The sequence below is a fragment of the Pseudoalteromonas sp. Bsw20308 genome, assembly GCF_000310105.2.
GTDB classification, from domain to species: domain Bacteria; phylum Pseudomonadota; class Gammaproteobacteria; order Enterobacterales; family Alteromonadaceae; genus Pseudoalteromonas; species Pseudoalteromonas fuliginea.
Genome location: NZ_CP013138.1, coordinates 3,632,474 through 3,656,070, shown reverse-complemented (window position 1 = coordinate 3,656,070; position 23,597 = coordinate 3,632,474). Strand labels below are relative to the sequence as shown.

Sequence of the window (23,597 nt, the reverse complement as noted above, 5' to 3'; positions counted from 1 at the left end):
GCATTAAATTAGTGAGTTATTTAATCGGCTAGAATGCTTATGTTTTTAATAAAATTGGTATCAATGTAATGTGTAAGTTTTACGAGGTGTAAAATGGCTAAAGATAGATATGCACCAAAACCGCTAACCGATATTATGGCGGGGTTAAATAATCGTTTATCGGCTTATGCAGGCAAAAGCCAAGCACTTGATACACAGCAAACACTACTTAAAGATTTTTTAGGTCCTAAATTGGGTGATAAATGCCGAGTCAGTAATTACCGAGACGGTACGCTAATGATAGAAGCCGTGTCTGCACCTATCGCGCTTAGGCTTAATTATTTAAAAATGGATATGCTTTCACATTTTAGAGCTGCCGGAATGGCAGAACTCGGGCAAATAAAAATAACTGCAAATCCTCAAGCAACTCAAAGATTAAGTACAGCGAATAAGTCGGGCAGTCCTGCAGTTACCAACTCTCGTAAAATGAGTGAGCAAACAGCGGATTACTTAAACGCGATAGCATCTTCTGCACCCCCTTCTTTAAAAGAAAAACTAGAGCGTTTAGCACTTCACGGAAAAAATAAAAGCAAGCCTTAACTACCCACCATCTTGTTATTGGTGGGGCTAATTTTGCAGCTCACCGCATTCAAAATACTTTGTTACATATTCCATTTTATTGTTGGCTTAATGAGGTTTATGATACTGCGTGGTGTGCTTTATTATTTAAAGCTCCCTTGATACCCATTCCATTAAGTAAAAGCGTACAGGCAGTGCTATTTTTACTCCTGCTATATTCAAGAATTTAATGGAGTTGGTATGTGATACCAACCTGCATAAATCTTTGATCAATTTAACGAATTAAATTGCACTATAACGTCGTTAAAAATTTTTTATTTAGAACAACTAGATACAAAAACTTTTGCCTAGTTCTAGCGTAATTTTCTTAACGTTAAATAGACCCCATACATAAGCAGATTGGTATGATTTAATTCTAACTAACAAACGGAATCATTATGAATAAAGTAACAATGGCCGCTGCGAGCATAGCGCTTGCACTTGGTCTAGTAGGTTGTGGTGAAAAACAACAAGAAACTAAAGTAACCGATACTCCTGTAGTAACAGCACCCGCTGAAAAGCCACTAGAGCTTGGTATTGAACTAGCGAATATGGATAGTTCAGTACGCGCACAAGACGATTTTTATTATCATGTAAATGGACAGTGGTTAGCAAAAACTGAAATACCAGGTGATAAGTCTAACTACGGTTCTTTTTCGCAGCTATATGATGAGTCACAAAAAGCGATGAAAATTGCCCTTGAAAACGCAGCCGCGAATAAGGCCGCTAAAAAAGGCAGCGATGAGTATAAAATTGGCGCATTTTATAAAAGCTACATGAATCAATCTGCGCGTAATGAGCTAGGTATTACGCCATTACAACCTTCATTAGATACAATTGATAGCGTTAAATCTAAAGCTGATTTAGTGGGTTTAATGGCTAAAATTCAAAAACAAGGCGGTACTTTACCGTTTGGTTGGTTTGTAAATAACGATGCTAAAAACTCGAGCGAGTATGCATTGTATTTATCTCAGTCGGGTCTTGGTTTACCAGATCGTGATTATTACTTAAACGATGACGAAAAATTCACTAAAATTCGTGCTTCTTACGAGCAATACATCACAGATGTTTTAGCAAAATCAGGCGTTAAAAATGCAGCAGAAGCTGCCAAGAGCGTACTTGCATTTGAAAAAACACTAGCTGATGCTCAGTGGAGCCGTGTGCAAAGCCGTGATGCAACTAAATCTTATAACAAGATGACAGTAGCAGATGCTAGTAAGCTGATGGGGGAGCTTGATTTAGCTGCATTCTTTAAAGATGCAGGTGTGAGTACAAGTGATATTATTGTACGTCAACCAAGCTACTTAGAAGCACTTGCTACTATTTACAAAGATACTGATTTAGCGACGTGGAAAAACTACTTAAAATTTCATTTTGTAAGTGGTTATGCAGAGCTACTTAGCGAAGATTTAGTTAACCTTAACTTTGACTTTTACAGCACAACACTTCGTGGCGTAGAAGAACAAGCACCTCTTTGGAAGCAAGCGGTTGATGCATCTAACAGTGTACTTGGTGAGATTTTAGGTAAGGTATACGTTAAAGATAACTTCCCGCCAGAAGCTAAAGCACGCATGGAAGAGTTAGTTGATAACGTAATTAAAGGTTATGGCGTTGCTATTGAAAATCTTGAGTGGATGAGCCCTGAAACAAAGCTTGCAGCGAAAGAAAAATTAGACAAATTTACGCCTAAGATTGGTTACCCAGACACGTGGAAAGATTACTCAGAGCTAGAGATTAACTCAGATGAGCTAGTAGGTAATTACATCCGTTATAGCGAATGGGCATACGCAGATATGATTGCTAAATTGGGTAAACCAGTTGATCGCTCTGAATGGCACATGACTCCGCAAACAGTCAATGCTTATTACAACCCAGTAAACAACGAAATTGTATTTCCTGCCGCTATTTTACAACCGCCATTCTTTAATTTAGAAGCGGATGATGCTGTAAACTACGGCGCAATTGGCGCGGTAATTGGGCATGAGCTTGGCCACGGTTTTGACGACCAAGGTGCTAAATACGACGGTGACGGTAACTTACGTAACTGGTGGAGTGAGACTGACCTTAAGCAATTTGAAGAGCGTACAGCGGCTTTAGTTGCACAGTATAACGAATATAAACCATTTGAAGATGCAAGTGTTAATGGTGAGCTAACGCTTGGCGAAAACATTGGTGACTTAGGTGGATTAACCGTTGCGCATAAAGCGTATATGCTCTCTTTAGGTGATAAAAAAGCACCCGTGATAGATGGTTACACAGGCGATCAACGTTTCTTTATGGGTTGGTCACAAATCTGGCGTCGTAACTACCGCGATGAAGAGTTACGTAATCGTTTATTAACAGACCCTCATTCACCAAGCCACTACCGTGTAATCGGTATCTTGTCGAACATGCCTGAGTTTTACGAAGCGTTTGACGTAAAAGAAGGTGATAAAATGTATATCAAACCAGAAGACCGCGTAAAAATCTGGTAATTGCATTGCTATAAATAACAAAAAACCAGTAAGTTTTTAGCTTACTGGTTTTTTTGTATCTTGAATTTGTTCATCGACTAAGCACGCGTGCATCCATTCTTCGTTACTCAGTATGTTTTTATAAAGCGCGAGTTGGTTTTGTGCTCGCTCTAAATTATGCTCTGCATGAGATACTTTAAAGTACACATCGTTATTTAAGTAATCAGTTAAAAAGCGCACACTTAACATGAGTGGCATTATTTTAGCGCCTAGCAGCAGGCTGTCTTGTTCTTTTGTGCTCATGCTACTTTTTAATGGCGTTACATAGCCTTTAACAATGGCTGAAAATATATCTTTTCGAATAACAACGTTGTGTAAGTCTGTTGAATCCTCGGCTTCGGGGGAGCAAAATGTACGTACCATGTCACCAAAGTCATAAAGCCAAAATCCTGCCATACAGGTGTCTAAATCAATAACTGCTTTTGCTTTGTGAGTTATATTACAAAACAGCATATTATTTATTTTTGTATCGTTATGACACACTCTAAGCGGTATGTGTTTAGCTACCTGACTAAGCTCAGTAATTAAATGCTGCTGCGTTAAGCAATACTCTATTTCACTAGCGCAGTGCTTTACTCTATTAACTACGTTGTTAGTGATTGCGGTATTTAATTGCTCAAAGCGCATCGCTAAGTTATGAAAATCAGGAATTACAGTGTGTAGCTGTTGCGCATCAAAATCTTGTAATACATGAGCAAATACGGCAAAGGCGTAAGCCGCTTGCTCGCTCTGCTGGGTATTTTTAACAACGTCTTCGCTGTAGCTATCGCTAATATAGTTAAGGACGCGATAATACGCATTATCAATTTTTATTAAGTGTTCGTCGTTTTGTGTAGCTATATGTTTGATTATTTCAAGCGGGTAATTATTTTGCAGTTGTTTAGCATTTAAATGCTGCTCAATTAGTTTTGCATTACTCACTAACTGAGCAGGGTTTTTAAATACCTCAGTATTTAGTTTTTGCACAATAAACTGTTTATCAATACTTGTAAGTAGCCATGTACTATTTATATGGCCGCTACCAATCGCACTAACTTGAGTTAACTCAGGAGGCAGTGCTAACAGTTCGCTTAGCTTATTTTGTATTGAGATATTCATTGTGCTCACTTATGCTCTTTTTTATGCGTATCGGGCAACTATTTTTTCGATAATTTCAGCATTCGCTTCAGGAAAATCATAATTTTCTAATTCAGTAATTGCTACCCATTCGCTAGGTTGCCCTTCAGCGCCATGTGCCTCACCGCTAAAGTTACTTACTACGTGTACATCTAATTTAACGCATTTATCGCCGTAGTCATGTTCAATCACCATCAATTGGCTAGAGCTGTGAATGGTTAGTCCAACTTCTTCAATAAGCTCGCGTTTAAGTGCAACAAACACACTTTCTCCAGCTTCGACTTTACCACCAGGAAATTCCCATAAACCGCCTTGATGTTGTTCATCTGCACGTTTACAAATGAATATAGCGTTATTTTTCTTAATAACACCAACAGCTACATGTACAATTTCTATAGTCATTACTTTAAAACTCCATAAAAAAAAGCGACGCTAGCGCCGCTTTTTAATAAGCTACTGACAATATTGGGTTATTTTAATTTACCGCAACACTGTTTGAATTTTTGACCTGATTTACAAGGACAAGGGTCATTACGACCTACTTTTGGTTCTGTACGAGCCATTACTGTCGCTGTTTCTGGCGCTTCGCCACCTACGTGCTCAGCTTCTTCATGTTGGTATTCGCGAGGAGCATTTTCACTTTTACGGTGTTGCTCTTCTACTTTTTCAACATCTTCTTCTGCGCGTACTTGTACTTTACTTAGAATGCTTACAACATCTACTTTCAAGTTTTCAAGCATTTCAGAGAACAGCTCAAACGATTCACGCTTGTACTCTTGCTTAGGATTCTTTTGCGCGTAACCACGTAAATGAATACCTTGGCGTAAATGATCCATTGCAGCAAGATGATCTTTCCAATGCTGATCAAGGCTCTGTAGCATAATCGCTTTTTCGAATTGACGTAAAACAGAATCGCCAACTTGCTCTTCTTTTTGCTTGTATGACTGCTCAACCGCCTGCTCAATACGCTCACGAAGTTTTTCTTCGTATAGTTTATTGTCATCTGCTAACCACTGAGTAATAGGTAACTCAATTAAGAAGTCTTGTTTTAAACGCTCTTCAAGGCCAGGAATATCCCACATTTCAGCAAGGCTTTGTGGTGCAATGTACTGATCAATTGTATTGCTAAGTACGTCACCACGAATTGCAGTAATAGTTTCTGAAATATCACCTTCTTCAAGTAGTTCGTTACGCTGAGAGTAAACAACACGACGTTGGTCGTTTGCTACATCATCGTACTCAAGTAGTTGCTTACGAACGTCGAAGTTACGTGCCTCTACTTTACGCTGTGCATTTTCAATCGCACGGTTTACCCATGGATGTTCAATTGCTTCACCGCGTTGCATACCGAGTTTACGCATCATGTTAGTCATGCGCTCACCGGCAAATATACGCATTAGCGCATCGTCCATCGATAAGTAAAAACGGCTTGAACCAGCATCACCTTGACGACCAGAACGACCACGTAATTGGTTGTCTATACGACGAGATTCGTGACGTTCAGTACCTATGATATGTAAACCGCCGGCATCAATTACTGCATCATGGCGAATTTTCCACGCTGCTTTAATTTCAGCAATTTGCTCATCAGTTGGGTTTTCAAGTTTTTCAACTTCACTGTTCCAGTTACCACCTAACACGATATCGGTACCACGACCGGCCATGTTTGTTGCAATTGTTACTGTCCCTGGTAGGCCAGCATCTGAAACGATGTCAGCTTCTTGCGCATGAAATTTAGCATTAAGTACGTTGTGCTTAATTTTTTCTTTGCGTAAAAACTGCGATAGATACTCAGAGCTTTCAATTGAAATAGTACCAACTAGCACAGGTTGTCCGCGCTCTTGGCAATCTTTAATATCAATTAAAATAGCTTCGTATTTTTCTTCTTGCGTTAGGTAAACTAAATCGGCGCGATCGTCACGAACCATCGGCTTATTAGTTGGCATAACAACAGTGTCTAGGCCGTAGATTGACTGAAATTCAAATGCTTCAGTATCGGCAGTACCTGTCATACCTGCTAATGTTTCGTATAAACGGAAGTAGTTTTGGAACGTAATAGAGGCAAGCGTTTGGTTTTCATTTTGAATTTTCACACCTTCTTTAGCTTCAACAGCTTGGTGTAAACCTTCTGACCAACGTCGACCTTCCATTGAACGACCCGTATGCTCATCGATAATGATTACTTCGTTTTCTTTTACAACGTAATCAACATCTTTTTGGTATAGCTTATGAGCACGAAGGGCGGCATAAACATGGCTTAGTAGCGTAATGCTTGCTGCTGAATAAAGCGAATCGCCTTCTTCAATTAAGCCGCGCTCAGTAAGTAGCTCTTCTACTTTAATTTGACCGCGTTCTGTTAAATGAACTTGCTTAGACTTTTCATCAATCGTGTAATCGCCGTCGCCTTCAATACCTTCTTCGTCTTCTTTTTCTTGAAGTTCAAGTAAAGGCACGATGGTGTTTATTTCAGTGTATAGCTCAGAGCTATCCTCAGCTGGGCCTGAAATAATAAGGGGGGTACGTGCTTCATCAATTAAGATTGAATCCACTTCATCGACTACAGCATAGAATAATGGACGTTGAACTCGTTCATCAATGCTAAAAGCCATGTTGTCACGAAGATAGTCAAAACCAAATTCGTTATTTGTACCGTAAGTAATATCAGCAGTGTACGCTAACTTTTTCTGCTGTGGCATCATACCAGGTACGTTACAGCCTACAGTAAGGCCTAAAAATTCAAACAACGCACGGTTTGTTTCGGCATCACGCTTAGCAAGATAGTCATTCACGGTAATTACGTGAACGCCTTTACCGGTTAAACCATTTAAATAAGCAGGTAAAGTCGCTGTAAGTGTTTTACCTTCACCAGTACGCATCTCTGCGATGCGGCCTTCATGTAAAACCATGCCGCCTAATAGCTGTACGTCAAAGTGGCGCATGCCATTAACGCGTTTTGACGCTTCACGCACCACGGCAAAGGCTTCAGGTAAAATATCGTCTAGACTTTGCCCGTTATCGTAACGTTCTCTAAACTCGGCTGTTTTAGCTTTTAAATCTTCATCAGAAAGCGCTTCAAGTTGCGTTTCTAGCGCATTAATTAGCGCGACCGTCTTTCTAAAGTTTTTAATAGTGCGGTCATTGCGACTACCAAAAAGCTTGGTAAATAAATTAGATATCATGATAAAACCGTTACAATGTATTCTTTGTCAGCCGAGTATCGGCTAACCCATTTTTAATAATTGGTAATTAATATATGCTTTTAAGTAACACTTAGAACATATTAATTAGCAATTTTGTATTAAACCGCTAAAAAGCACTGTTTATTACGTGCGCTACTATACCAGACTCTGCCAAACAACAAACTATCTCAATAAAAAGATCTGTATATAAAATCGAAAAATTTGATCTGGTTCGTAAAAATAACTTTGTATTACCCAATTACAGTAAAAATAGTAGCGAACTGTAAAGATATGGTGCTAAATAAATTAAAAACAAGGGAGGCATTCATGCTTAAATTTAACGCATGGATATGAATTCTAAACGCGCTATTTTTGCACCTAATCTATTTGATTAACCAACAACAATACTTCAAAAATGATTGATTGGTTTTTGTAAAATAATTTTTTACATCAGTGCACATACGCTTTTGATTTAGTAGAGTGGTTATAATTATATCTAGTTTTAATTTGAATTAAAGTTAGGTTTTTACACTTGTTTTCCTTATAAAATAAAGGTTTAGGTGAAAATGAAAAATAAAAGCAATAAATTGGTAGTATTAGGTGCAGGTTGGTTAGGACATGCTTTATGCGTAAGTGCGCAAAAAGCTGATTGGCAAGTACAAGGAACGCATAGAACAGATATACACGAGTTTGATTTTGAACGTCAGTTTGCACTTGAAGATGGGCAACTAACACATCAAATTGATTTACAAGATGCTTATTGGGTATGTGCTATTCCACCACGTAGCAGGCACAGTAAAAGTAATTATCCTGAAACACTCACCGCAGCGCTTAAGCTTTCAAAGGAGTTAAACGCAAAGGGCTTTTTATTGTGCTCATCAACCGGGGTATACGATCAAGAGCCTGGTGTGTATAGCGAAAGTAGCGATATTTCATGCACAAACGAGCGCCAAATAAAGCTCTATGAAGCTGAAGAGCAAGTGCTTGAACAAGATGGCAAAGTACTTCGTTTAGCTGGCTTACTAGGGCCTAATAGAGAGCCGGGGCGTTTTGTGGCAGGCAAAGAGCTCAATACATCAAGTGAGCAAGTAGTAAATATGGTGCATCAACAAGATGTAATTAATGCTATTTTTGCGGTGATAGAGCACTGGCAAGTAGGGCAAAATATTTATAATGTGGTTAATCCTGCGCACCCCACAAAAGCTGAATATTACGCGATGAAGTGTCAGCAACATGGTGGTGAAATGCCAACGTTTACAGGAACTGATTCGGCTGAGCGCAAAGTATTAGGCTCAGCCATTGAAGCCTTAGGGTTTAGCTATCAGCACGGTATTTAATATGCTGAAGGCAGGGGACTGCTCTCTATGAAGTCGCATAGCTTACCTTCACTTAGTAATGTATTAGCAGCTTCGATATCGGGAGCAAAGTAGCGGTCTTTATCATAATAACTCACATGTTCGCGTAACAACGCTTTAGCGCTTTGCACTTTATTTGATGGTTCAAGCGGCTTTCTAAATTCTAGCCCTTGAACCGATGCTAACCATTCTATTGCCAAAACACCTTGGGTATTATTGGCCATTTCATCTAAGCGCCTTGCTGCAAAGGTTGCCATAGAAACATGATCTTCTTGATTTGCAGATGTAGGCAAGCTATCGACCGAAGCCGGATGCGCTAATGATTTGTTTTCTGACGCAAGCGCTGCTGCGGTAACTTGGGCAATCATAAATCCTGAATTTACACCGCCGTTTTCAACTAAAAATGGCGGTAATTTGGATAGGTTTGAATCGATAAGTAATGCAATTCGCCTTTCTGCTAATGCGCCAATTTCGGCAATTGCGATAGCTAAGTTATCGGCGGCCATTGCAACGGGCTCTGCATGAAAGTTACCTCCCGATATTATGTCGCCTACATCGGCAAAAACTAGCGGATTGTCGGTTACACCGTTCGACTCGCATAGCAACACTTCTGCAGCTTGGCGTATCTGAGTTAGGCAAGCACCTAGCACTTGAGGTTGGCAGCGAAGGCAGTATGGATCTTGTACTTTTTCACAATTGACGTGGGAATCACTAATTTGAGAGTGCGTATCGAGTAGGTCTCTAAATACTTGAGCGGTGTCTATTTGTCCGCGCTGACCACGAATATCATGAATACGTGCATCAAATGGCGCGCGACTGCCCATTGCAGCTTCTATGCTTATTGAGCCGATAACGCAGCTTTGTGCATATAAGTTCTCGCTTCTAAATAGCCCCTGAAGTGCAAACGCAGTCGACGCTTGTGTACCATTTAATAATGCTAAGCCTTCTTTGGCTGCAAGTGTTAGGGGTTCAAGTCCCGCTATTTTTAACCCTTGTGCTGCGCTAATTATTTCTCCTTTATGTCGCATTTGACCTTCAGCTAATAGAGGTAGGCACATATGCGCAAGAGGAGCTAAATCTCCCGATGCCCCCACGGAGCCTTTTTTAGGCACGCATGGATATACTTCGCTACTAAGCAGCTGCATAAAAAATTTGATTACTTGCAGACGAATGCCCGAATAGCCGCGCGAAAGCGAATTTACTTTTAAGGTGATCATTAACCTTACTGTGCTGTCATCCATGTATTCGCCAATGCCCGCAGCGTGTGAAAGTACAATGGAGCGCTGTAATAATTCAAGTTCGTCATCGGCAATTTTAGTATTGGCTAATAATCCAAAGCCGGTGTTAATTCCATATACAGTGCGGTGTTCATTAATAACGTTTTGAACGGTTTGCGCGCTGGCTGCTATTTGCGACTCGGCATGCTTTGCAAGGCTTAACTTTACCGGTGAATTATTAATTTTTCTTAGTGTGTTTAAATCAAGTGATCCGGGTGTGAGAGTAAGTTCGAACATGATCATTCCTCGTTTAACATAGGTAGGTCTAAATTTTGCTCTTTAGCGCAGTTTTTTGCTATGTCGTATCCAGCATCAGCATGGCGCATTACACCCGTTGCAGGGTCATTCCACAGTACGCGAGCAATACGCTCTTTAGCTTCATCAGTACCATCGGCAACAATAACTACACCAGCGTGCTGACTAAATCCCATGCCTACACCGCCACCATGATGAAGTGACACCCAAGTAGCGCCACTTGCGGTATTAAGTAGTGCGTTGAGTAATGGCCAATCTGATACTGCATCTGAGCCATCTTTCATGCTCTCTGTTTCGCGGTTAGGGCTGGCAACTGAACCAGAATCGAGGTGATCGCGACCAATAACGATAGGGGCTTTAAGTTCGCCATTTTTAACCATTTCATTAAAGGCCAGTGCAAGGCGCGCTCTATCTTTAAGTCCAACCCAGCAAATACGTGCAGGTAGACCTTGGAATTGTATGCGTTCCCGCGCCATATCAAGCCAGTTATGCAAATGTGCATCATTAGGAATAAGCTCTTTTACTTTAGCGTCGGTTTTATATATATCTTCAGGGTCGCCCGATAATGCTACCCATCTAAATGGTCCAATACCTTCACAAAATAAAGGGCGAATATAGGCAGGTACAAATCCAGGAAAATCAAATGCGTTGGTAACACCCTCATCAAACGCCATTTGACGAATATTATTACCGTAATCAGTAGTGGCGGCACCGGCTTTTTGTAGTGCCAGCATAGCTTTAACTTGGACTGCCATTGATTGTTTAGCAGCTTTTACTACGGCTTTTGGATCTTGCTCACGCATTTTTGCAGCGTGCTCCATTGTCCAGTTTTGTGGTAAGTAACCATTCAATGGGTCGTGAGCAGATGTTTGATCTGTGACTACATCAGGGGTAATGCCTGTTTTAACCAGTGTACTAAAAATATCGGCAGCGTTACCTAGTAAACCCACTGAGAGGGCTTTACCTTTAACACATGCATCGGTTATTAATTGCAGTGCGTGTTCAAGACTTGTTGCTTTTACATCAACGTAGCCTGTTTTTATACGAAAATCGATACGGCTTTCATCACATTCAACAACCAGTGCACTAAAGCCAGCCATTGTAGCTGCAAGTGGTTGCGCACCGCCCATACCACCAAGGCCACCTGTTAATACCCACTTACCACTAGCGCTACCTGCAAAGTGTTGCTTTGCCATAGCTACAAAGGTCTCGTAAGTTCCTTGTACTATGCCTTGCGAGCCAATATAAATCCAAGAACCCGCCGTCATTTGCCCGTACATCATCAAGCCTTTTTTATCGAGCTCATTAAAGTGCTCCCAATTTGCCCAGTGTGGAACAAGATTTGAGTTAGCAATAAGCACGCGAGGGGCATTACAGTGGGTTTTAAATACACCAACGGGTTTTCCTGATTGTACAAGCAGGGTTTCGTCGCTTTCGAGTCTATCGAGGGTTTCTATAATTTTGTCATAACTTGGCCAATCACGAGCCGCTCGGCCAATACCACCATATACAACAAGTGCATGAGGATGTTCTGCTACTTCAGGGTCTAAATTATTCATTAGCATGCGCTTAGCTGCTTCAGTTTGCCAGCTTTTAGCACTTATTTTATCGCCATGAGGTGCACGTATTACGCGACTTGTGTCGAGTCGGTTGTTCATGTTTTTCTCCTGTTGTATATACAAGGTGATTTGTTATAAAAAAAGCGCAGTAAGCGCTATTGTTTGTTATTTTTTAAATGTTAAGTGACCACCTAAGCGATATTTACTGCCTGGTGATACAAGGCGCGCAAAGCTTACAATGCCGTTAATAGACCATGTGCGTCGAATAACTTGTAAGCATGGCTCTTCGTTATATAAGTTTAACCATTGGCACATTTCGCTGTTTGGCATAATAGCCTCTACGGTATGCCTTGCTTGGGTAAGTGGGGCAACACTAGATAGATATTCATGAGGTGTAAGCATGCTAAAGTCTTGTTGTAAGTAGCCAGTCGCAAGGGCAGGATTTACAAAACGCTCTTCTAGCTGCAAAGGGCTGTCGTTTTCGTTATGCACAAGTACACTTCGATATACAACACTGTCAACCTCAACACCAAGTGCAATGGCAATAGGTGCGACTGCATTTATTGATTCGAGTATGAGTACGCTACAGGTGTAGTTGCCGTTACGCTCTTTTACTTCATCAGCAATATTTTTTATTTCAAGTAACGATGACTGCGATTTAAATGTAGCTACAAATGTACCTAACCCTTGGCTGCGGGTTAAAATACCAGCCTCGGTTAATTCGCTTAGTGCTCTGCGGGCTGTCATCCTGCTTACACTAAATTGACTACTTAGTTCGTTTTCAGAGGGAACACGTTGGTTTTCTTGCCACGTACCGCTGCGAATTTTATCGACAATGAATTGTTTTATTTGCGCAAATTTAGGTGTCGTCATTAAATTTATGGTTACATTAAAAATAAACTATATAAATAAGATGACACAATTATCTTGTATATACAAGATGGATTGTTAGACTATATTTTCATTATTCACGATGTAAAAAGGGCTGCAATATGCAAAGCACAACACAAAATTATGAGTTAGAAGAAATCGACTTACTTTTAACTGATGCCAATATTGCCACTATGGATAGCAATATAAATGCCCCTTATGGCGCAATTGAAAATGCTGCTATAGCCATTAAAAATGGTAAAATTGCGTGGATTGGAGAGCAATCAATATTGCCTAGTTTTGATGTGTTTGCAACGCCGACATTGAGTGTAAAAGGACAATGGTTAACGCCAAGCCTAATAGACTGTCATACGCACTTAGTATTTGCAGGTTCAAGATCGCAAGAGTTTGAACAGCGCTTGCAGGGTGTAAGTTATGAGCAAATCGCAGCACAAGGCGGTGGCATAGCAAGTACGGTTAAAGCCACAAGAGCAGCCGATCGTGAACAGCTATTTGTTGATGCAAAAGATCGCTTAAATACGTTGTTAAAAGAAGGTGTAACAACCGTTGAAATAAAATCAGGCTATGGACTAGATACTGAAAACGAGATAAAAATATTAGAAGTCGCTCGTTTATTAGGTGAACATCACCCTATTGATATTAAAACTACTTTTTTAGGGGCGCATGCTCTACCGCCTGAATACAAAGGCCGTGCTGATGAATATATTGATTTGGTATGTACTGACATGCTTGATCAGGTAGTGGCTAATAATCTTGCTGATGCAGTCGATGTATTTTGTGAAAATGTAGGCTTTAGTTATTCGCAAACCAAGCGTGTTTTCCAGGCAGCTAAAAAGCATAACCTCCCAGTAAAATGCCATGCTGAACAGTTATCTAATCAACATGGTGCTGAGCTGGTGGCGCAGTTCAAAGGCCTTTCGGCGGATCATATAGAGCATCTAGGTGAAGAGGGTGTAAAAGCTATGGCAGACGCTGGGACGGTAGCGGTGTTATTGCCAGGCGCATTTTATTTTTTAAGAGAAACTAAATTCCCACCTATTGAATTACTTAATCAATATAAAGTACCGATAGCTATTGCGAGTGATTTTAACCCAGGTACATCTCCCCTATGTTCAGTGCACTTAATGATGAACATGGCGTGCACATTATTTAGATTAACACCTGAGCAAGCATTAGCTGGTGTTACTCGAAATGCAGCTAAGGCTCTAGGGTTAGATGAGCGTGGTGTTTTAAAGGTTGGCGCAAGAGCTGACATTGCGCATTGGCAAATAAATCATCCGTCACAATTAAGTTACCAATTTGGCGTAAATAGACTGTTAAACTTATGGATTTTGGGTAAACTTAGTTAGTATTAATTTCGTCCATAATAAACATGCTTTTATTGAATTTTTTAGCGAGTACAAGTGGTGCTAATTTGAGTTTTTTAACCGACAGTAACTTCCCGATATTTTTTAGTGGTGCCTTGTTAATGGCGATGATCGCGTCCTTATTTACTATAAAAAATAGCGGTATGAAGTTTAGCTACCTATGCATTGCTGCTGTTGGTTTAGCAATTTTAAGTCTGGGTAATGCTTGGTTAGCTATTTTACTTGCCTTTGGGTTTTGTTTTCATTTGTGGCAGACGTTTGAGCGTAGTAATTGGACTCTGATCATCATCAGCTCGTTTGCTAGTTTGTTATTTGTTGTACTTTTTTCTGCACATTTATTATTAGCAATCCCTTTATTTTGGATTGTTATCGCTATTTTATTCTTAGCTGTTGCCGGTTTTATCAGTGAAGATGAATTGGCTGAGGAAGTGATTGTCGAAGATAAAGCGCAAGAAATATTTATTGAAAATTCACCTCTTTCTAGCTTTGCAGACAGAAAAAAGTTACGAGAAGGCTATTATGCCTGGTGTGATGATACACCCATAAAGGCAGCACTAGTCATTATTCGCCTAGAGGGCTTTGAACAAGTTAACCAGCAAATAGGGCGAGATTTCGGTGACTTATTACTGACTCAATCAGCAAATAGAATAAAAAAACTATTAGAAAACGATGAGATTGTTGATTTAGGGTCACAAGAAAAACTGGCGCATTTAGGTGGACTTAACTTTGCCTTTATTTGTAGTTTGGCGACTCAAAATCATCTTCATGAGCACGTTATAGAGCACATTCTTGGTGCAACATTAAAACCTTTCAACGTTGCAAACTGTACCGTAGAGGTTAACGCACGAGCAAGTTATGTGGATTGCGGGGCACAAGAAAATAATTTTGATGATTTAATCTCCTACGCATATTTAGCGCTTGATAGTCACCCTCAACGAAAGGTGGTCCCGTATCATCAGCAAATGATGGTAGAGCAACTAGAGCAACAAGCACGCTTAAAAGAGTTAGCTAATATCGACTTTTCAAGTGAACTAGAGCTCTATTTTCAACCAATTATTCGTAATGATGATGGAAAAATAGAATTTTTAGAACTGTTGTTACGTTGGCAGCATCCAAAGCAAGGTATTTTATCTGCAAATAGATTTATTGATGATATTAGAATTGCAGGATTGGCTTATCCATTAGCTACTTTTGTGATAGAGCGTGCGGCAGAACTCGCAATGGCATTGCGTATAGAAGGGATAGCAATACCGCTTAGTATTAATGTATTTGGTCCTGAAATGCTTAATGAAGAGTTTGTTGAGTTTGTTGACCGCATCACAAGTGAACATCAACTTGAGGCTGGGGATTTAATTGTTGAATGCCCGTTACACATTTTTACCAATTTAGATAATAAAGGTAGGGCGATGATTGCTAGGCTCAATAACATTGGATTAAAAGTCTGTGTTGATGGGCTCGGTGATAATCCAGTACTACTGTCTAAATTACCCAATTTAGCTGTTGAGTATATTAAAGTTGCACCGTCGTTAACTGCTGATTTTAGCAATCAAAATAATATACGCAGTTTAATTAGTGGCATGGTTGAAATGCATAACCAGCAAAAGACTAAAGTTATTTTTGAGGGCGTAGAAACGTTTGAGCAACTGAGATTTGTTAAAAGTTTAAATGCTTATGCTGCACAAGGTTATTACTTTGGTCATCCATTGAGTAGTATTGGTTTAATGAGCTGGCTAAAGCAGTGGCAGTTAACACAAGGGGAATATATTCCTCCTACTTCACGGTAAATAGCAGTATTAATTTTATTTCAATAAAAGTAAGGCGTTTACTAAAGGCCTTCTTTAGCTTGTAAATAGGTATTCACTAGCGCGCTAATTACTTGCCCACAGTGTTGTATGCCATTCTCAACGTTATTTGGATGCTGATTTGGTGCAGCTTCACATAAATGTAAATACTGAGACTGACGGTTTTTAGCGGCTAAATGCACAAAGTGCTCACTGTCGTCCACGTTAAACCCACTGCACGTATAGGCACTTACTGGCATGTAAGAAATGCTGTCTAAATCTACTTCAACTCCAAGTGGTAAGTTATCAAAGCTATTTAGTGCATTATTAACGGCTTGAGTGAGTGTAATATCCCGTCTCACTTTTATCGATTGGTAGCTATTAAATTTAAAATTAGCGTTAGACATAGCTTCAAGAATAGCTTGATTGTTTTTCAGTTCGTGTAAACCAATCACGTGATAATTATTTAAGAGTTGTTCGTTGTACGCATACCGGAAACCGTTGCCACTGTGACGGCCTTCACAGTCTCTAAAGTCGGCATGAGGATCAAAATTTATGGCATTAACCGGTGTATTTTTATATTTACTTAAAGCACGAATAATACCTAAGCAGTTATTATGCCCCCCGCCAATAATAATTGGCTCAAGACCTGCTTTAAATACAAGGGATAATACATTTTCTACTCGTTCATCGAGTTGCTGACATAAATTTCGTAATTGATTTAACTGTTTAGGCTGTTGATTATCAAGCTGCTTACTTTTTGCCATTAGATCATCAACATTGACTTCACCTAATAAAAGTACTTTTTGTGTAGCAATAAATTGATTATGAGGTTGGTTTAAAAAACGCTTTAAAAAAGCCGGCCACGCTTCGTCTGCACCGCCATTTCCTAGGTTTGCTTTGGGGCCAATATCTTCGCAAATACCGAGTAATACATAGCGAATACCAAACTGTCCGGCATCAATAAGTGCTTGTTGCACATTAACTTGAGTATCGAGCAAGGCCATTGCTTGCCAAGCTTTTTTTTCGTTTGCGCGGATAGAGCAAATCGCTTTAACCGCGCTTTCATCATATACCTTTAAATGCTTGGTCACGTTATGCTTCTACGATTTCCAATTCTAGTTCTTCAGCAGATAAAACAATGCCAGTACTGTCAGCATAAATAAAGTCGTCATCAAAAAATGATACACCAGCAAAGTTAACACCTATTGCGTCTTCGCCAGCACCTTCGCTGTCGGCAGCAACCGGTATTGAGGCAATTGCTTGAATACCTAAATCAAGTTCTTCAAGCTCATCGACATGACGTACTGCGCCGTATACAACAATGCCATTCCAGTTGTTTTCGAGTGCAAGTTCGGCTATTTCGATGTCGATAAGCGCACGACGAGTTGAACCACCGCCATCAATAAGAAGCACTAAGCCAGTACCATCTTGAGAAAGTAATTCGCGGATCAGTTCATTATTTTCAAAACATTTAACCGTTTTAATGCGACCACCAAAACTGTGGCGACCACCAAAGTTGATGAACATTGGTTCTAGCACGTCAACCACATCAGCAAAGTGGTCGCATAAATCAGAAGTGCTGTAATCCATTATTTTATCCTCAAAAGGTACATTAATTTATACCTCAGTATACCCTCCTCATAAGCAATAACAACGACTTAATCGCAGTAAATTTAGGCAAAATAAGAAGGGAATCAATAAAAGCAACAATAGTGTCTTAAAAGCGTCACGCAATTGTTATTTACAACACCTAAGCTAAAACAGTGTTCATATATTATGCAGCTAGGAGTAAGTGATGGATGGTAATAATATGCTTAAAAAAGTAGCTCAAATAGATGAGCAATTATTTTTAACTCTGTTTAATTGTAAATCGCCTTCATGGCTGAAAGTAATCGCATTTGGACTATCAAAAAGTGGTGATGGTGGCCTTTATCTACTCATATGTGGGGCTGTATGGTGGTTAAGTAACAATGAACCATATCAGTTATTACCAGTAACTTTGCTACTCGGATTTGCGATAGAAAGACCTATCTACTTTTTAGCTAAAAATCGTTTTGCTCGGGTTCGGCCGTGCGATTGTTTAGTTACAAACGCTTACATAGTACCTAGTGATAAATTTAGTTTACCTTCAGGACACAGTGCAGCTGCATTTTTAGTCGCGATGATCTTAAGCCATTTTTTTCCTGAATATACTTGGCTACTATTTGGCTGGGCCTCGGGAGTGGCAATTTCTCGAGTTGTACTCGGGGTTCATTTTCCCGCGGATATTATTCTAGGTGCTGTGGTTGGTAGTTCATGTGCGATATTTTCTTTAGCATTAGTGGTGCCTGAATGAAAATATTATATGGTATTCAAGGTACTGGGAATGGTCATATTACTCGCGCTCGGGTCATGGCTAGTGGTTTTAAGGAATTAGGAATTGATGTTGATTATATTTTTTCGGGACGTGCTAAAAAAGACTACTTTGATATGCAAGAGTTTGGGCAGTATAAAAGTTTTCGGGGGTTATCTTTTGATACAGAAAATGGTCAAGTAAAAAGCTATCGAACAGTTAGCAACGCGCGCCCTTGTAAATTGCTTGCAGATATAAAGTCGCTCGATGTAAAACAGTATGATTTTGTACTCAATGACTTTGAGCCAGTTTCTGCATGGGCTGCAAAAAGGGCTGGAATTCCGGTTGTTGGAATTAGCCATCAGGCCGCATTTTTGTCCAGTAGTGTGCCTATGTTTAGTCGCGGGATTTTACGTAAGTCACTTATTAAATACTACGCACCAGCCAATACGTATTTAGGTGTTCATTGGCAGCCTTTCGCGCATAATATTATTCCCCCTTTTATCGCTAATCATCAACATGGCAATCCAGTGGCGGTTATGAATAAAGTATTGGTGTATTTACCTTTCGAAAATTTAGACAGCATTATAGATTATTTAAAAGACTTCCCCGAAAAAGAGTTTTATTGTTATCACCCGCACGCCTGTAATCAATCTATTGGACATATACATTTGCGTTCCCCTTCACGCACTGGCTTTTTAAATGATTTAGCAAATACAAGTGGCGTAATAGGAAACGCAGGGTTTGAGCTTGCTAGTGAAGCATTAAAATTAGGAAAAAAATTATTATTAAAACCTTTAGACGGGCAGTTTGAGCAAGGCGCTAATGCACAAACGCTACTTGCAATGGGTATGGCACATGTAATGAGTTATTTAAATCCCCAAGCGCTTGATGATTGGAATACTGCGCCACAAAATAAACAGATTAATTACCCCAGTGATCCCGCTCCTTTGATTTTTTGGCTGCTTAAAAAACAATGGAATAATACACACTCATTACATAAAGGTTTATGGGGAAGTGTGAATTTATAATGATGAAAACTAAAATTAACAACACTAAATAACTATATAAAATAAAAATCTATTAATTTAATTAGTTGCTTTGACTCAATAAGCTATAATATTAAAGCATATTTAATAAAGGCGTTTGCGATGATTTTTTTACAAAACTTAACTATTAAACGACGTTTGCAATTAAACGCAGTTGTTGTTGGTTTAGCTATGGTGATTCTTTTATGTGTGATCATTTTTGAATCACGTACAACCTTAAACTTAAATAAGACTATTCAATTAGCAGAAGAACTTAATGTACATGCACTAGCACTGCGTAAACATGAGAAAAATTTTCTATTTTATAAGCACGAAGAAGCGTTAACTGAATTTGAAACTGATTTTAAGCAGTTAAGTAGTAAAATTACAAAATTAAAGCAATCAATGAGCCAACAAGGTATTTCTGCTGCTCAGGTTGAGCATTTTGAGCAACTAATTAATAGTTATAACAATGATTTTAATACTGTTGTTAAATTACAAAAAGAGATTGGGCTGAATCCTAAAGATGGCTTATATGGTAAGCTCAGAGCTGCTGTGCATGAAGTCGAAGTACTGCTGAAAGAGCAGCAAAACTACAAGCTTTTATCATCTATGTTGCAACTTAGGCGCTCAGAAAAAGATTTCATGCTGAGATTTGATATTAAATACCTAGGGCGTTTTAATGAAGGCATAAATACGTTTAAGCAACAGATAGCATCGACTGATCTGCTAAGCAGCTACAAAGCAAAAATAACCCCTTTGATTGATATGTATCAAAATGAGTTTGAAACACTTGTACAAGCGCAAACAGCATTAGGTTTAGACCTTAATTCTGGTGCGTTAGGTGTGATGCGAGAAAGCGTCAATAAAAGCGATGTAATTGTTACTCAAATTGTTAAAGAAACAAAACTACAAGTTGAAAAGAGTGTAGAGCAAGCACAATTTTTAGCCATTTTGGTTTTTGTAATTGCAGGTGTGATTGTTCTAGCGCTTGTTTACTTTACCAGTCACTCAATCATTGTACCTATAGAGCGTGTTTATCACACCATTAACGACATTCGTCGTAATAATGATTTAAGTGTGATGATAGAGCAAACAGGTAAAGATGAAATTACCACCATGACAATCGATTTTAATAGCCTCATTGGTGACTTTAGAAACTTAATAAATGAAGTCAACACGGCTTTAAATACGCTTAATGTAGCCACTGAGCATTTATCAGAAAGCACTGCAGCAACAAGTTCAGGTATGCAAGAGCAACTTCATGAAGCAGATATGGTAGCAACCGCGGCAACTGAAATGCAGGCGACTATTCAAGATATTTCTCATAATACCGAAGCAGCAGCCAAAAAAGCGGAATCGACCAACTTAAGTGCACAGCAAGGGCGTAATGAAGTGGATTCAACGGTTAAGCATATTAGAGACCTATCTGAATCCCTTGGGAATGCATCGAGTGTGGTATCACAGCTCGAAAAAGATGGGGAGACAATTGGTTCTGTGCTTGATGTGATCCGTGGTATTGCTGAGCAAACAAATTTACTCGCACTTAATGCTGCAATTGAAGCTGCTCGAGCTGGTGAGTATGGTCGTGGTTTTGCCGTAGTAGCAGATGAAGTCCGCTCACTTGCACAACGTACACAAGAGTCTACTAGCGAGATTGAAGGGATTATTAATACATTACAACAGCGCACTCAAGAAGTTGTGAGTATTATGCATCAGTGTCGTTCACAAGGCGATGAAAGTGCCTCGCAAGCGATTAAGGCTGGAGAATTATTAGGTGCAATTACGGAAGATGTACAAACTATAATGGAAATGAGTACTCAAATAGCCGTCGCAATTGACGAGCAAAGCCAAGTGGCGTCAGAGGTTAATAAAAATGTAGTGCGTATTCGTGATATTGCTCAAGATGCATCAGGGCATGCCGCGAACAATGCACAAACAAGTGAAGAAGTATCTGAGCAGGCTCGTGTGTTATTTAGCGCGATTGATAAGTTTAAGGTATAAATAAAGCTTGTAAAAAATAACCAATAAAGTTTAAGGAATAAACTTTATTGGTACACTGTCTTTACTTTGCTTGAGCTCAATTACACGCTCTAAATATTCAGCCCACAATGTATCGTGCTGCTCTTGCAGTTTTACAAAATAGTGCCAGCTAAATAACCCGCTATTATGGCCATCATCAAAATCTAAGCGCAAGGCATAGTGTCCAACAGGTGCAATACTTTTTATTCCTACATCTTGCTTATTAAGTACTAGCTTCATTGGACCAGAGCCATGGCCTTGCACTTCAGCAGAAGGGGAGTGAACACGTAAAAATTCACAGCTAAAGACGGCTTGGCTGTCATCATCAAAGTAAACATCTAGGTTTTTACTCACACTGTGGTAATGCACTTTTGTTACGTGTTTCATTTAATATATCCCATTAAAAAGCCTCCAATATGGAGGCTTTTAGTATAACGTTTATATTCGTTTTATAGAATAAAGCGGCTTAAGTCTTCATCTTCAACAAGTGCACCTAAGTGTTTTTCAACATAAGCGGCATCGATTACTAAAGACGAACCTGCTTTTTCAGAAGCATCGTATGAAATCTCTTCCATCAATCTTTCCATTACAGTATGAAGACGACGAGCACCGATGTTTTCGGTTTTTTCGTTAACTTGCCAAGCGGCTTTAGCAATACGCTCAATTGCATCATCACTAAACTCAATTGATACCTGTTCAGTTTTAAGTAGCTCGCGTTGCTGCTCAGTAAGCGATGCATGAGGCTCTGTAAGGATGCGTTTAAAGTCATCTGCAGTGAGTGCTTCAAGTTCTACTCGAATCGGTAAGCGACCTTGTAGCTCTGGGATCATATCTGATGGCTTTGCCATCTGAAACGCACCAGAGGCAATAAACAACATATGGTCAGTTTTAACCATGCCGTGTTTAGTGTTTACTGTTGAGCCTTCAATTAGCGGTAGCAAGTCGCGCTGAACACCTTCTCGGCTCACATCAGGGCCTGAAGAATCGCCGCGCTTACAAATTTTGTCTATTTCATCAATAAACACAATACCGTTTTGCTCTACTGCAAAAATAGCTTGTTCTTTTAGCTCTTCAGGATTTACTAATTTAGCGGCTTCTTCTTCCGTTAATAGTTTGAAGGCTTCTTTGATTTTTAGTTTACGTTTAGTACGCTTATCGCCGCCCATGTTTTGAAACATGCTTTGTAGCTGGTTGGTCATATCTTCCATACCAGGAGGCGCCATAATTTCTACGTTTGGTTGTGCTTGTGCTAAATCGATTTCAATTTCTTTATCATCTAACTGACCTTCACGTAGCTTTTTACGGAATGTTTGGCGTGTTGATGAATTATCGTCGCGTTGGCTTTCGCCAAATTGGTCTTTTGCAGGAGGTAAAAGGGCATCTAAAATGCGCTCTTCTGCTGCTTCTTCGGCGCGATGTTTAAACTTTTTAGTCTGCTGTTCGCGAGTCATTTTAATTGATACATCGACTAAATCGCGTATGATTGTCTCAACTTCTTTACCAACATAGCCAACTTCAGTGAACTTAGTAGCTTCTACTTTAATGAATGGCGCATTCGCTAATTTTGCTAAACGGCGTGCAATTTCTGTTTTACCTACGCCGGTTGGACCAATCATTAAAATATTTTTTGGTGTTACTTCGCTGCGTAAATCTTCATTTAATTGCATACGACGCCAGCGATTACGAAGCGCGATAGCTACTGCTTTTTTAGCTTTAGCCTGACCTATAATATGCTGATCTAGCTCGTGAACAATTTCTCTTGGGGTCATATCAGACATAATAGTTCCTATTATAATTCTTCGATTGTTTGGAAGTTATTAGTAAATACGCAGATGTTGCCTGCAATAGTTAAACTTTTTTCTACTATTTCACGAGCGCTTAAGTCGGTATTTTCTAATAAGGCTGTTGCTGCTGATTGGGCAAAGTTACCACCACTGCCAATTGCAATTAGGTCGTTTTCTGGCTGAACCACATCACCGTTACCGGTAATAATTAAAGAGGCTGTTTCGTCTGCTACAGCGAGCAGCGCTTCGAGTTTTCGAAGTGCACGGTCACTTCGCCAATCTTTAGCCATTTCTACTGCGGCTTTAGTTAGGTTTCCTTGGTGCATTTCTAATTTGCTTTCAAAGCGTTCGAAAAGAGTGAAGGCATCAGCAGTACCGCCGGCAAAACCAGCGATTACTTTGCCATTATAAAGGCGTCGAACTTTGCGGGCGTTGCCCTTCATTACGGTGTTACCAAGGGACACTTGGCCATCGCCGCCAATTACAACTTTGTCGCCGCGGCGAACACTTACGATAGTAGTCATGTTATTCCTCATCA

At 39.7% G+C, this 23,597-nt stretch carries 19 protein-coding genes; 8 read left to right on the top strand and 11 right to left on the bottom strand.

Annotated elements, in window-relative coordinates; genetic code table 11:
- The first annotated feature begins 93 nt into the window (after positions 1-93).
- Positions 94-579 carry a DUF721 domain-containing protein gene (locus D172_RS16015; RefSeq protein WP_007377265.1) on the top strand — a complete coding sequence of 162 codons (486 nt, stop codon included), beginning with the start codon at positions 94-96 and terminating at the stop codon, positions 577-579.
- Between the two features lie 416 nt (positions 580-995).
- Positions 996-3,071 (top strand): M13 family metallopeptidase, encoded by a 2,076-nt coding sequence (locus D172_RS16010; protein WP_007377264.1) that lies wholly within the window; start codon positions 996-998, stop codon positions 3,069-3,071.
- 36 nt (positions 3,072-3,107) lie between these two features.
- Here D172_RS16010 and D172_RS16005 read toward each other — a convergent pair whose 3' ends face one another.
- The 3 genes from D172_RS16005 to secA form a co-directional block, all read right to left on the bottom strand.
- The gene (locus tag D172_RS16005; RefSeq protein ID WP_033023715.1) at positions 3,108-4,208 is read right to left on the bottom strand and encodes a phosphotransferase enzyme family protein; all 1,101 of its coding nucleotides are present in this window, start codon (positions 4,206-4,208) and stop codon (positions 3,108-3,110) included.
- A 21-nt stretch (positions 4,209-4,229) separates the two neighbouring features.
- On the bottom strand, positions 4,230-4,628 hold the full coding sequence (mutT, locus tag D172_RS16000) for an 8-oxo-dGTP diphosphatase MutT (RefSeq protein ID WP_007377262.1): 399 nt from the start codon (positions 4,626-4,628) through the stop codon (positions 4,230-4,232).
- A 68-nt stretch (positions 4,629-4,696) separates the two neighbouring features.
- On the bottom strand, positions 4,697-7,405 hold the full coding sequence (gene secA, locus D172_RS15995; RefSeq protein ID WP_007377261.1) for a preprotein translocase subunit SecA: 2,709 nt from the start codon (positions 7,403-7,405) through the stop codon (positions 4,697-4,699).
- A gap of 566 nt (positions 7,406-7,971) precedes the next feature.
- Here secA and D172_RS15990 point away from each other — a divergent pair.
- Positions 7,972-8,742, top strand: coding sequence for a hypothetical protein (locus tag D172_RS15990; RefSeq protein WP_007377260.1), 771 nt, complete (start codon positions 7,972-7,974; stop codon positions 8,740-8,742).
- On the opposite strand, the gene hutH is transcribed toward D172_RS15990, so the two are convergent.
- The 3 genes from hutH to hutC all read right to left on the bottom strand — a co-directional run bounded on the left by hutH (position 8,739) and on the right by hutC (position 12,724).
- Positions 8,739-10,274, bottom strand: a complete 1,536-nt coding sequence (gene hutH, locus D172_RS15985; RefSeq protein ID WP_007377259.1) for a histidine ammonia-lyase — start codon at positions 10,272-10,274, stop codon at positions 8,739-8,741. The genes D172_RS15990 and hutH overlap by 4 nt on opposite strands.
- Before the next feature lie 2 nt (positions 10,275-10,276).
- Positions 10,277-11,950 carry a urocanate hydratase gene (gene hutU / locus D172_RS15980; RefSeq protein WP_007377258.1) on the bottom strand — a complete coding sequence of 558 codons (1,674 nt, stop codon included), beginning with the start codon at positions 11,948-11,950 and terminating at the stop codon, positions 10,277-10,279.
- Between the two features lie 66 nt (positions 11,951-12,016).
- Positions 12,017-12,724, bottom strand: a complete 708-nt coding sequence (gene hutC, locus D172_RS15975; protein WP_007377257.1) for a histidine utilization repressor — start codon at positions 12,722-12,724, stop codon at positions 12,017-12,019.
- A 119-nt stretch (positions 12,725-12,843) separates the two neighbouring features.
- Here hutC and hutI point away from each other — a divergent pair, with 119 nt between their 5' ends.
- The gene (hutI, locus tag D172_RS15970) at positions 12,844-14,091 is read left to right on the top strand and encodes an imidazolonepropionase (protein ID WP_007377256.1); all 1,248 of its coding nucleotides are present in this window, start codon (positions 12,844-12,846) and stop codon (positions 14,089-14,091) included.
- A 119-nt stretch (positions 14,092-14,210) separates the two neighbouring features.
- Entirely contained in the window at positions 14,211-15,893 is a 1,683-nt protein-coding gene (locus D172_RS15965) for an EAL domain-containing protein (protein WP_205986663.1), read from the top strand.
- Between the two features lie 41 nt (positions 15,894-15,934).
- On the opposite strand, the gene D172_RS15960 is transcribed toward D172_RS15965, so the two are convergent.
- Together D172_RS15960 and rraA are read right to left on the bottom strand one after the other, a co-directional pair.
- Complete coding sequence (locus tag D172_RS15960; protein WP_007377254.1) at positions 15,935-16,984, bottom strand: formimidoylglutamase; 1,050 nt, start codon at positions 16,982-16,984, stop codon at positions 15,935-15,937.
- 1 nt (position 16,985) lies between these two features.
- Complete coding sequence (gene rraA / locus D172_RS15955) at positions 16,986-17,483, bottom strand: ribonuclease E activity regulator RraA (protein ID WP_007377253.1); 498 nt, start codon at positions 17,481-17,483, stop codon at positions 16,986-16,988.
- Between the two features lie 205 nt (positions 17,484-17,688).
- On the opposite strand from rraA, the gene D172_RS15950 reads away from it, so the two are divergent.
- The 3 genes from D172_RS15950 to D172_RS15940 all read left to right on the top strand — a co-directional run bounded on the left by D172_RS15950 (position 17,689) and on the right by D172_RS15940 (position 21,257).
- On the top strand, positions 17,689-18,228 hold the full coding sequence (locus D172_RS15950) for a phosphatase PAP2 family protein (RefSeq protein ID WP_007377252.1): 540 nt from the start codon (positions 17,689-17,691) through the stop codon (positions 18,226-18,228).
- A complete protein-coding gene (locus tag D172_RS15945) occupies positions 18,225-19,256 on the top strand; it encodes an MJ1255/VC2487 family glycosyltransferase (RefSeq protein ID WP_007377251.1) in 1,032 nt (343 codons plus the stop codon). The genes D172_RS15950 and D172_RS15945 overlap by 4 nt, the downstream gene beginning before the upstream one ends.
- A 120-nt stretch (positions 19,257-19,376) precedes the next feature.
- Complete coding sequence (locus tag D172_RS15940) at positions 19,377-21,257, top strand: methyl-accepting chemotaxis protein (RefSeq protein ID WP_007377250.1); 1,881 nt, start codon at positions 19,377-19,379, stop codon at positions 21,255-21,257.
- Between the two features lie 30 nt (positions 21,258-21,287).
- Here D172_RS15940 and D172_RS15935 read toward each other — a convergent pair whose 3' ends face one another.
- The 3 genes from D172_RS15935 to hslV form a co-directional block, all read right to left on the bottom strand.
- Entirely contained in the window at positions 21,288-21,662 is a 375-nt protein-coding gene (locus tag D172_RS15935) for a gamma-butyrobetaine hydroxylase-like domain-containing protein (RefSeq protein ID WP_007377249.1), read from the bottom strand.
- Positions 21,663-21,724: 62 nt separating this feature from the next.
- Positions 21,725-23,053, bottom strand: coding sequence for an HslU--HslV peptidase ATPase subunit (gene hslU, locus D172_RS15930; protein ID WP_007377248.1), 1,329 nt, complete (start codon positions 23,051-23,053; stop codon positions 21,725-21,727).
- A gap of 11 nt (positions 23,054-23,064) precedes the next feature.
- Positions 23,065-23,583: an ATP-dependent protease subunit HslV gene (gene hslV, locus D172_RS15925; protein WP_002958366.1), complete on the bottom strand. Its 519-nt coding sequence runs from the start codon at positions 23,581-23,583 to the stop codon at positions 23,065-23,067.
- Between the last annotated feature and the right edge of the window lie 14 nt (positions 23,584-23,597).

Excerpts from the sequence above, each read along its gene's own strand:
- D172_RS16015 (WP_007377265.1), top strand. The coding sequence starts at position 94 with ATGGCTAAAGATAGATATGCACCAAAACCGCTAACCGATATTATGGCG.
- D172_RS16010 (WP_007377264.1), top strand. The coding sequence starts at position 996 with ATGAATAAAGTAACAATGGCCGCTGCGAGCATAGCGCTTGCACTTGGT.
- D172_RS16005 (WP_033023715.1), bottom strand. The coding sequence starts at position 4,208 with ATGAATATCTCAATACAAAATAAGCTAAGCGAACTGTTAGCACTGCCT.
- mutT (WP_007377262.1), bottom strand. The coding sequence starts at position 4,628 with ATGACTATAGAAATTGTACATGTAGCTGTTGGTGTTATTAAGAAAAAT.
- secA (WP_007377261.1), bottom strand. The coding sequence starts at position 7,405 with ATGATATCTAATTTATTTACCAAGCTTTTTGGTAGTCGCAATGACCGC.
- D172_RS15990 (WP_007377260.1), top strand. The coding sequence starts at position 7,972 with ATGAAAAATAAAAGCAATAAATTGGTAGTATTAGGTGCAGGTTGGTTA.
- hutH (WP_007377259.1), bottom strand. The coding sequence starts at position 10,274 with ATGTTCGAACTTACTCTCACACCCGGATCACTTGATTTAAACACACTA.
- hutU (WP_007377258.1), bottom strand. The coding sequence starts at position 11,950 with ATGAACAACCGACTCGACACAAGTCGCGTAATACGTGCACCTCATGGC.
- hutC (WP_007377257.1), bottom strand. The coding sequence starts at position 12,724 with ATGACGACACCTAAATTTGCGCAAATAAAACAATTCATTGTCGATAAA.
- hutI (WP_007377256.1), top strand. The coding sequence starts at position 12,844 with ATGCAAAGCACAACACAAAATTATGAGTTAGAAGAAATCGACTTACTT.
- D172_RS15965 (WP_205986663.1), top strand. The coding sequence starts at position 14,211 with ATGGCGATGATCGCGTCCTTATTTACTATAAAAAATAGCGGTATGAAG.
- rraA (WP_007377253.1), bottom strand. The coding sequence starts at position 17,483 with ATGGATTACAGCACTTCTGATTTATGCGACCACTTTGCTGATGTGGTT.
- D172_RS15950 (WP_007377252.1), top strand. The coding sequence starts at position 17,689 with ATGGATGGTAATAATATGCTTAAAAAAGTAGCTCAAATAGATGAGCAA.
- D172_RS15945 (WP_007377251.1), top strand. The coding sequence starts at position 18,225 with ATGAAAATATTATATGGTATTCAAGGTACTGGGAATGGTCATATTACT.
- D172_RS15940 (WP_007377250.1), top strand. The coding sequence starts at position 19,377 with ATGATTTTTTTACAAAACTTAACTATTAAACGACGTTTGCAATTAAAC.
- D172_RS15935 (WP_007377249.1), bottom strand. The coding sequence starts at position 21,662 with ATGAAACACGTAACAAAAGTGCATTACCACAGTGTGAGTAAAAACCTA.
- hslU (WP_007377248.1), bottom strand. The coding sequence starts at position 23,053 with ATGTCTGATATGACCCCAAGAGAAATTGTTCACGAGCTAGATCAGCAT.
- hslV (WP_002958366.1), bottom strand. The coding sequence starts at position 23,583 with ATGACTACTATCGTAAGTGTTCGCCGCGGCGACAAAGTTGTAATTGGC.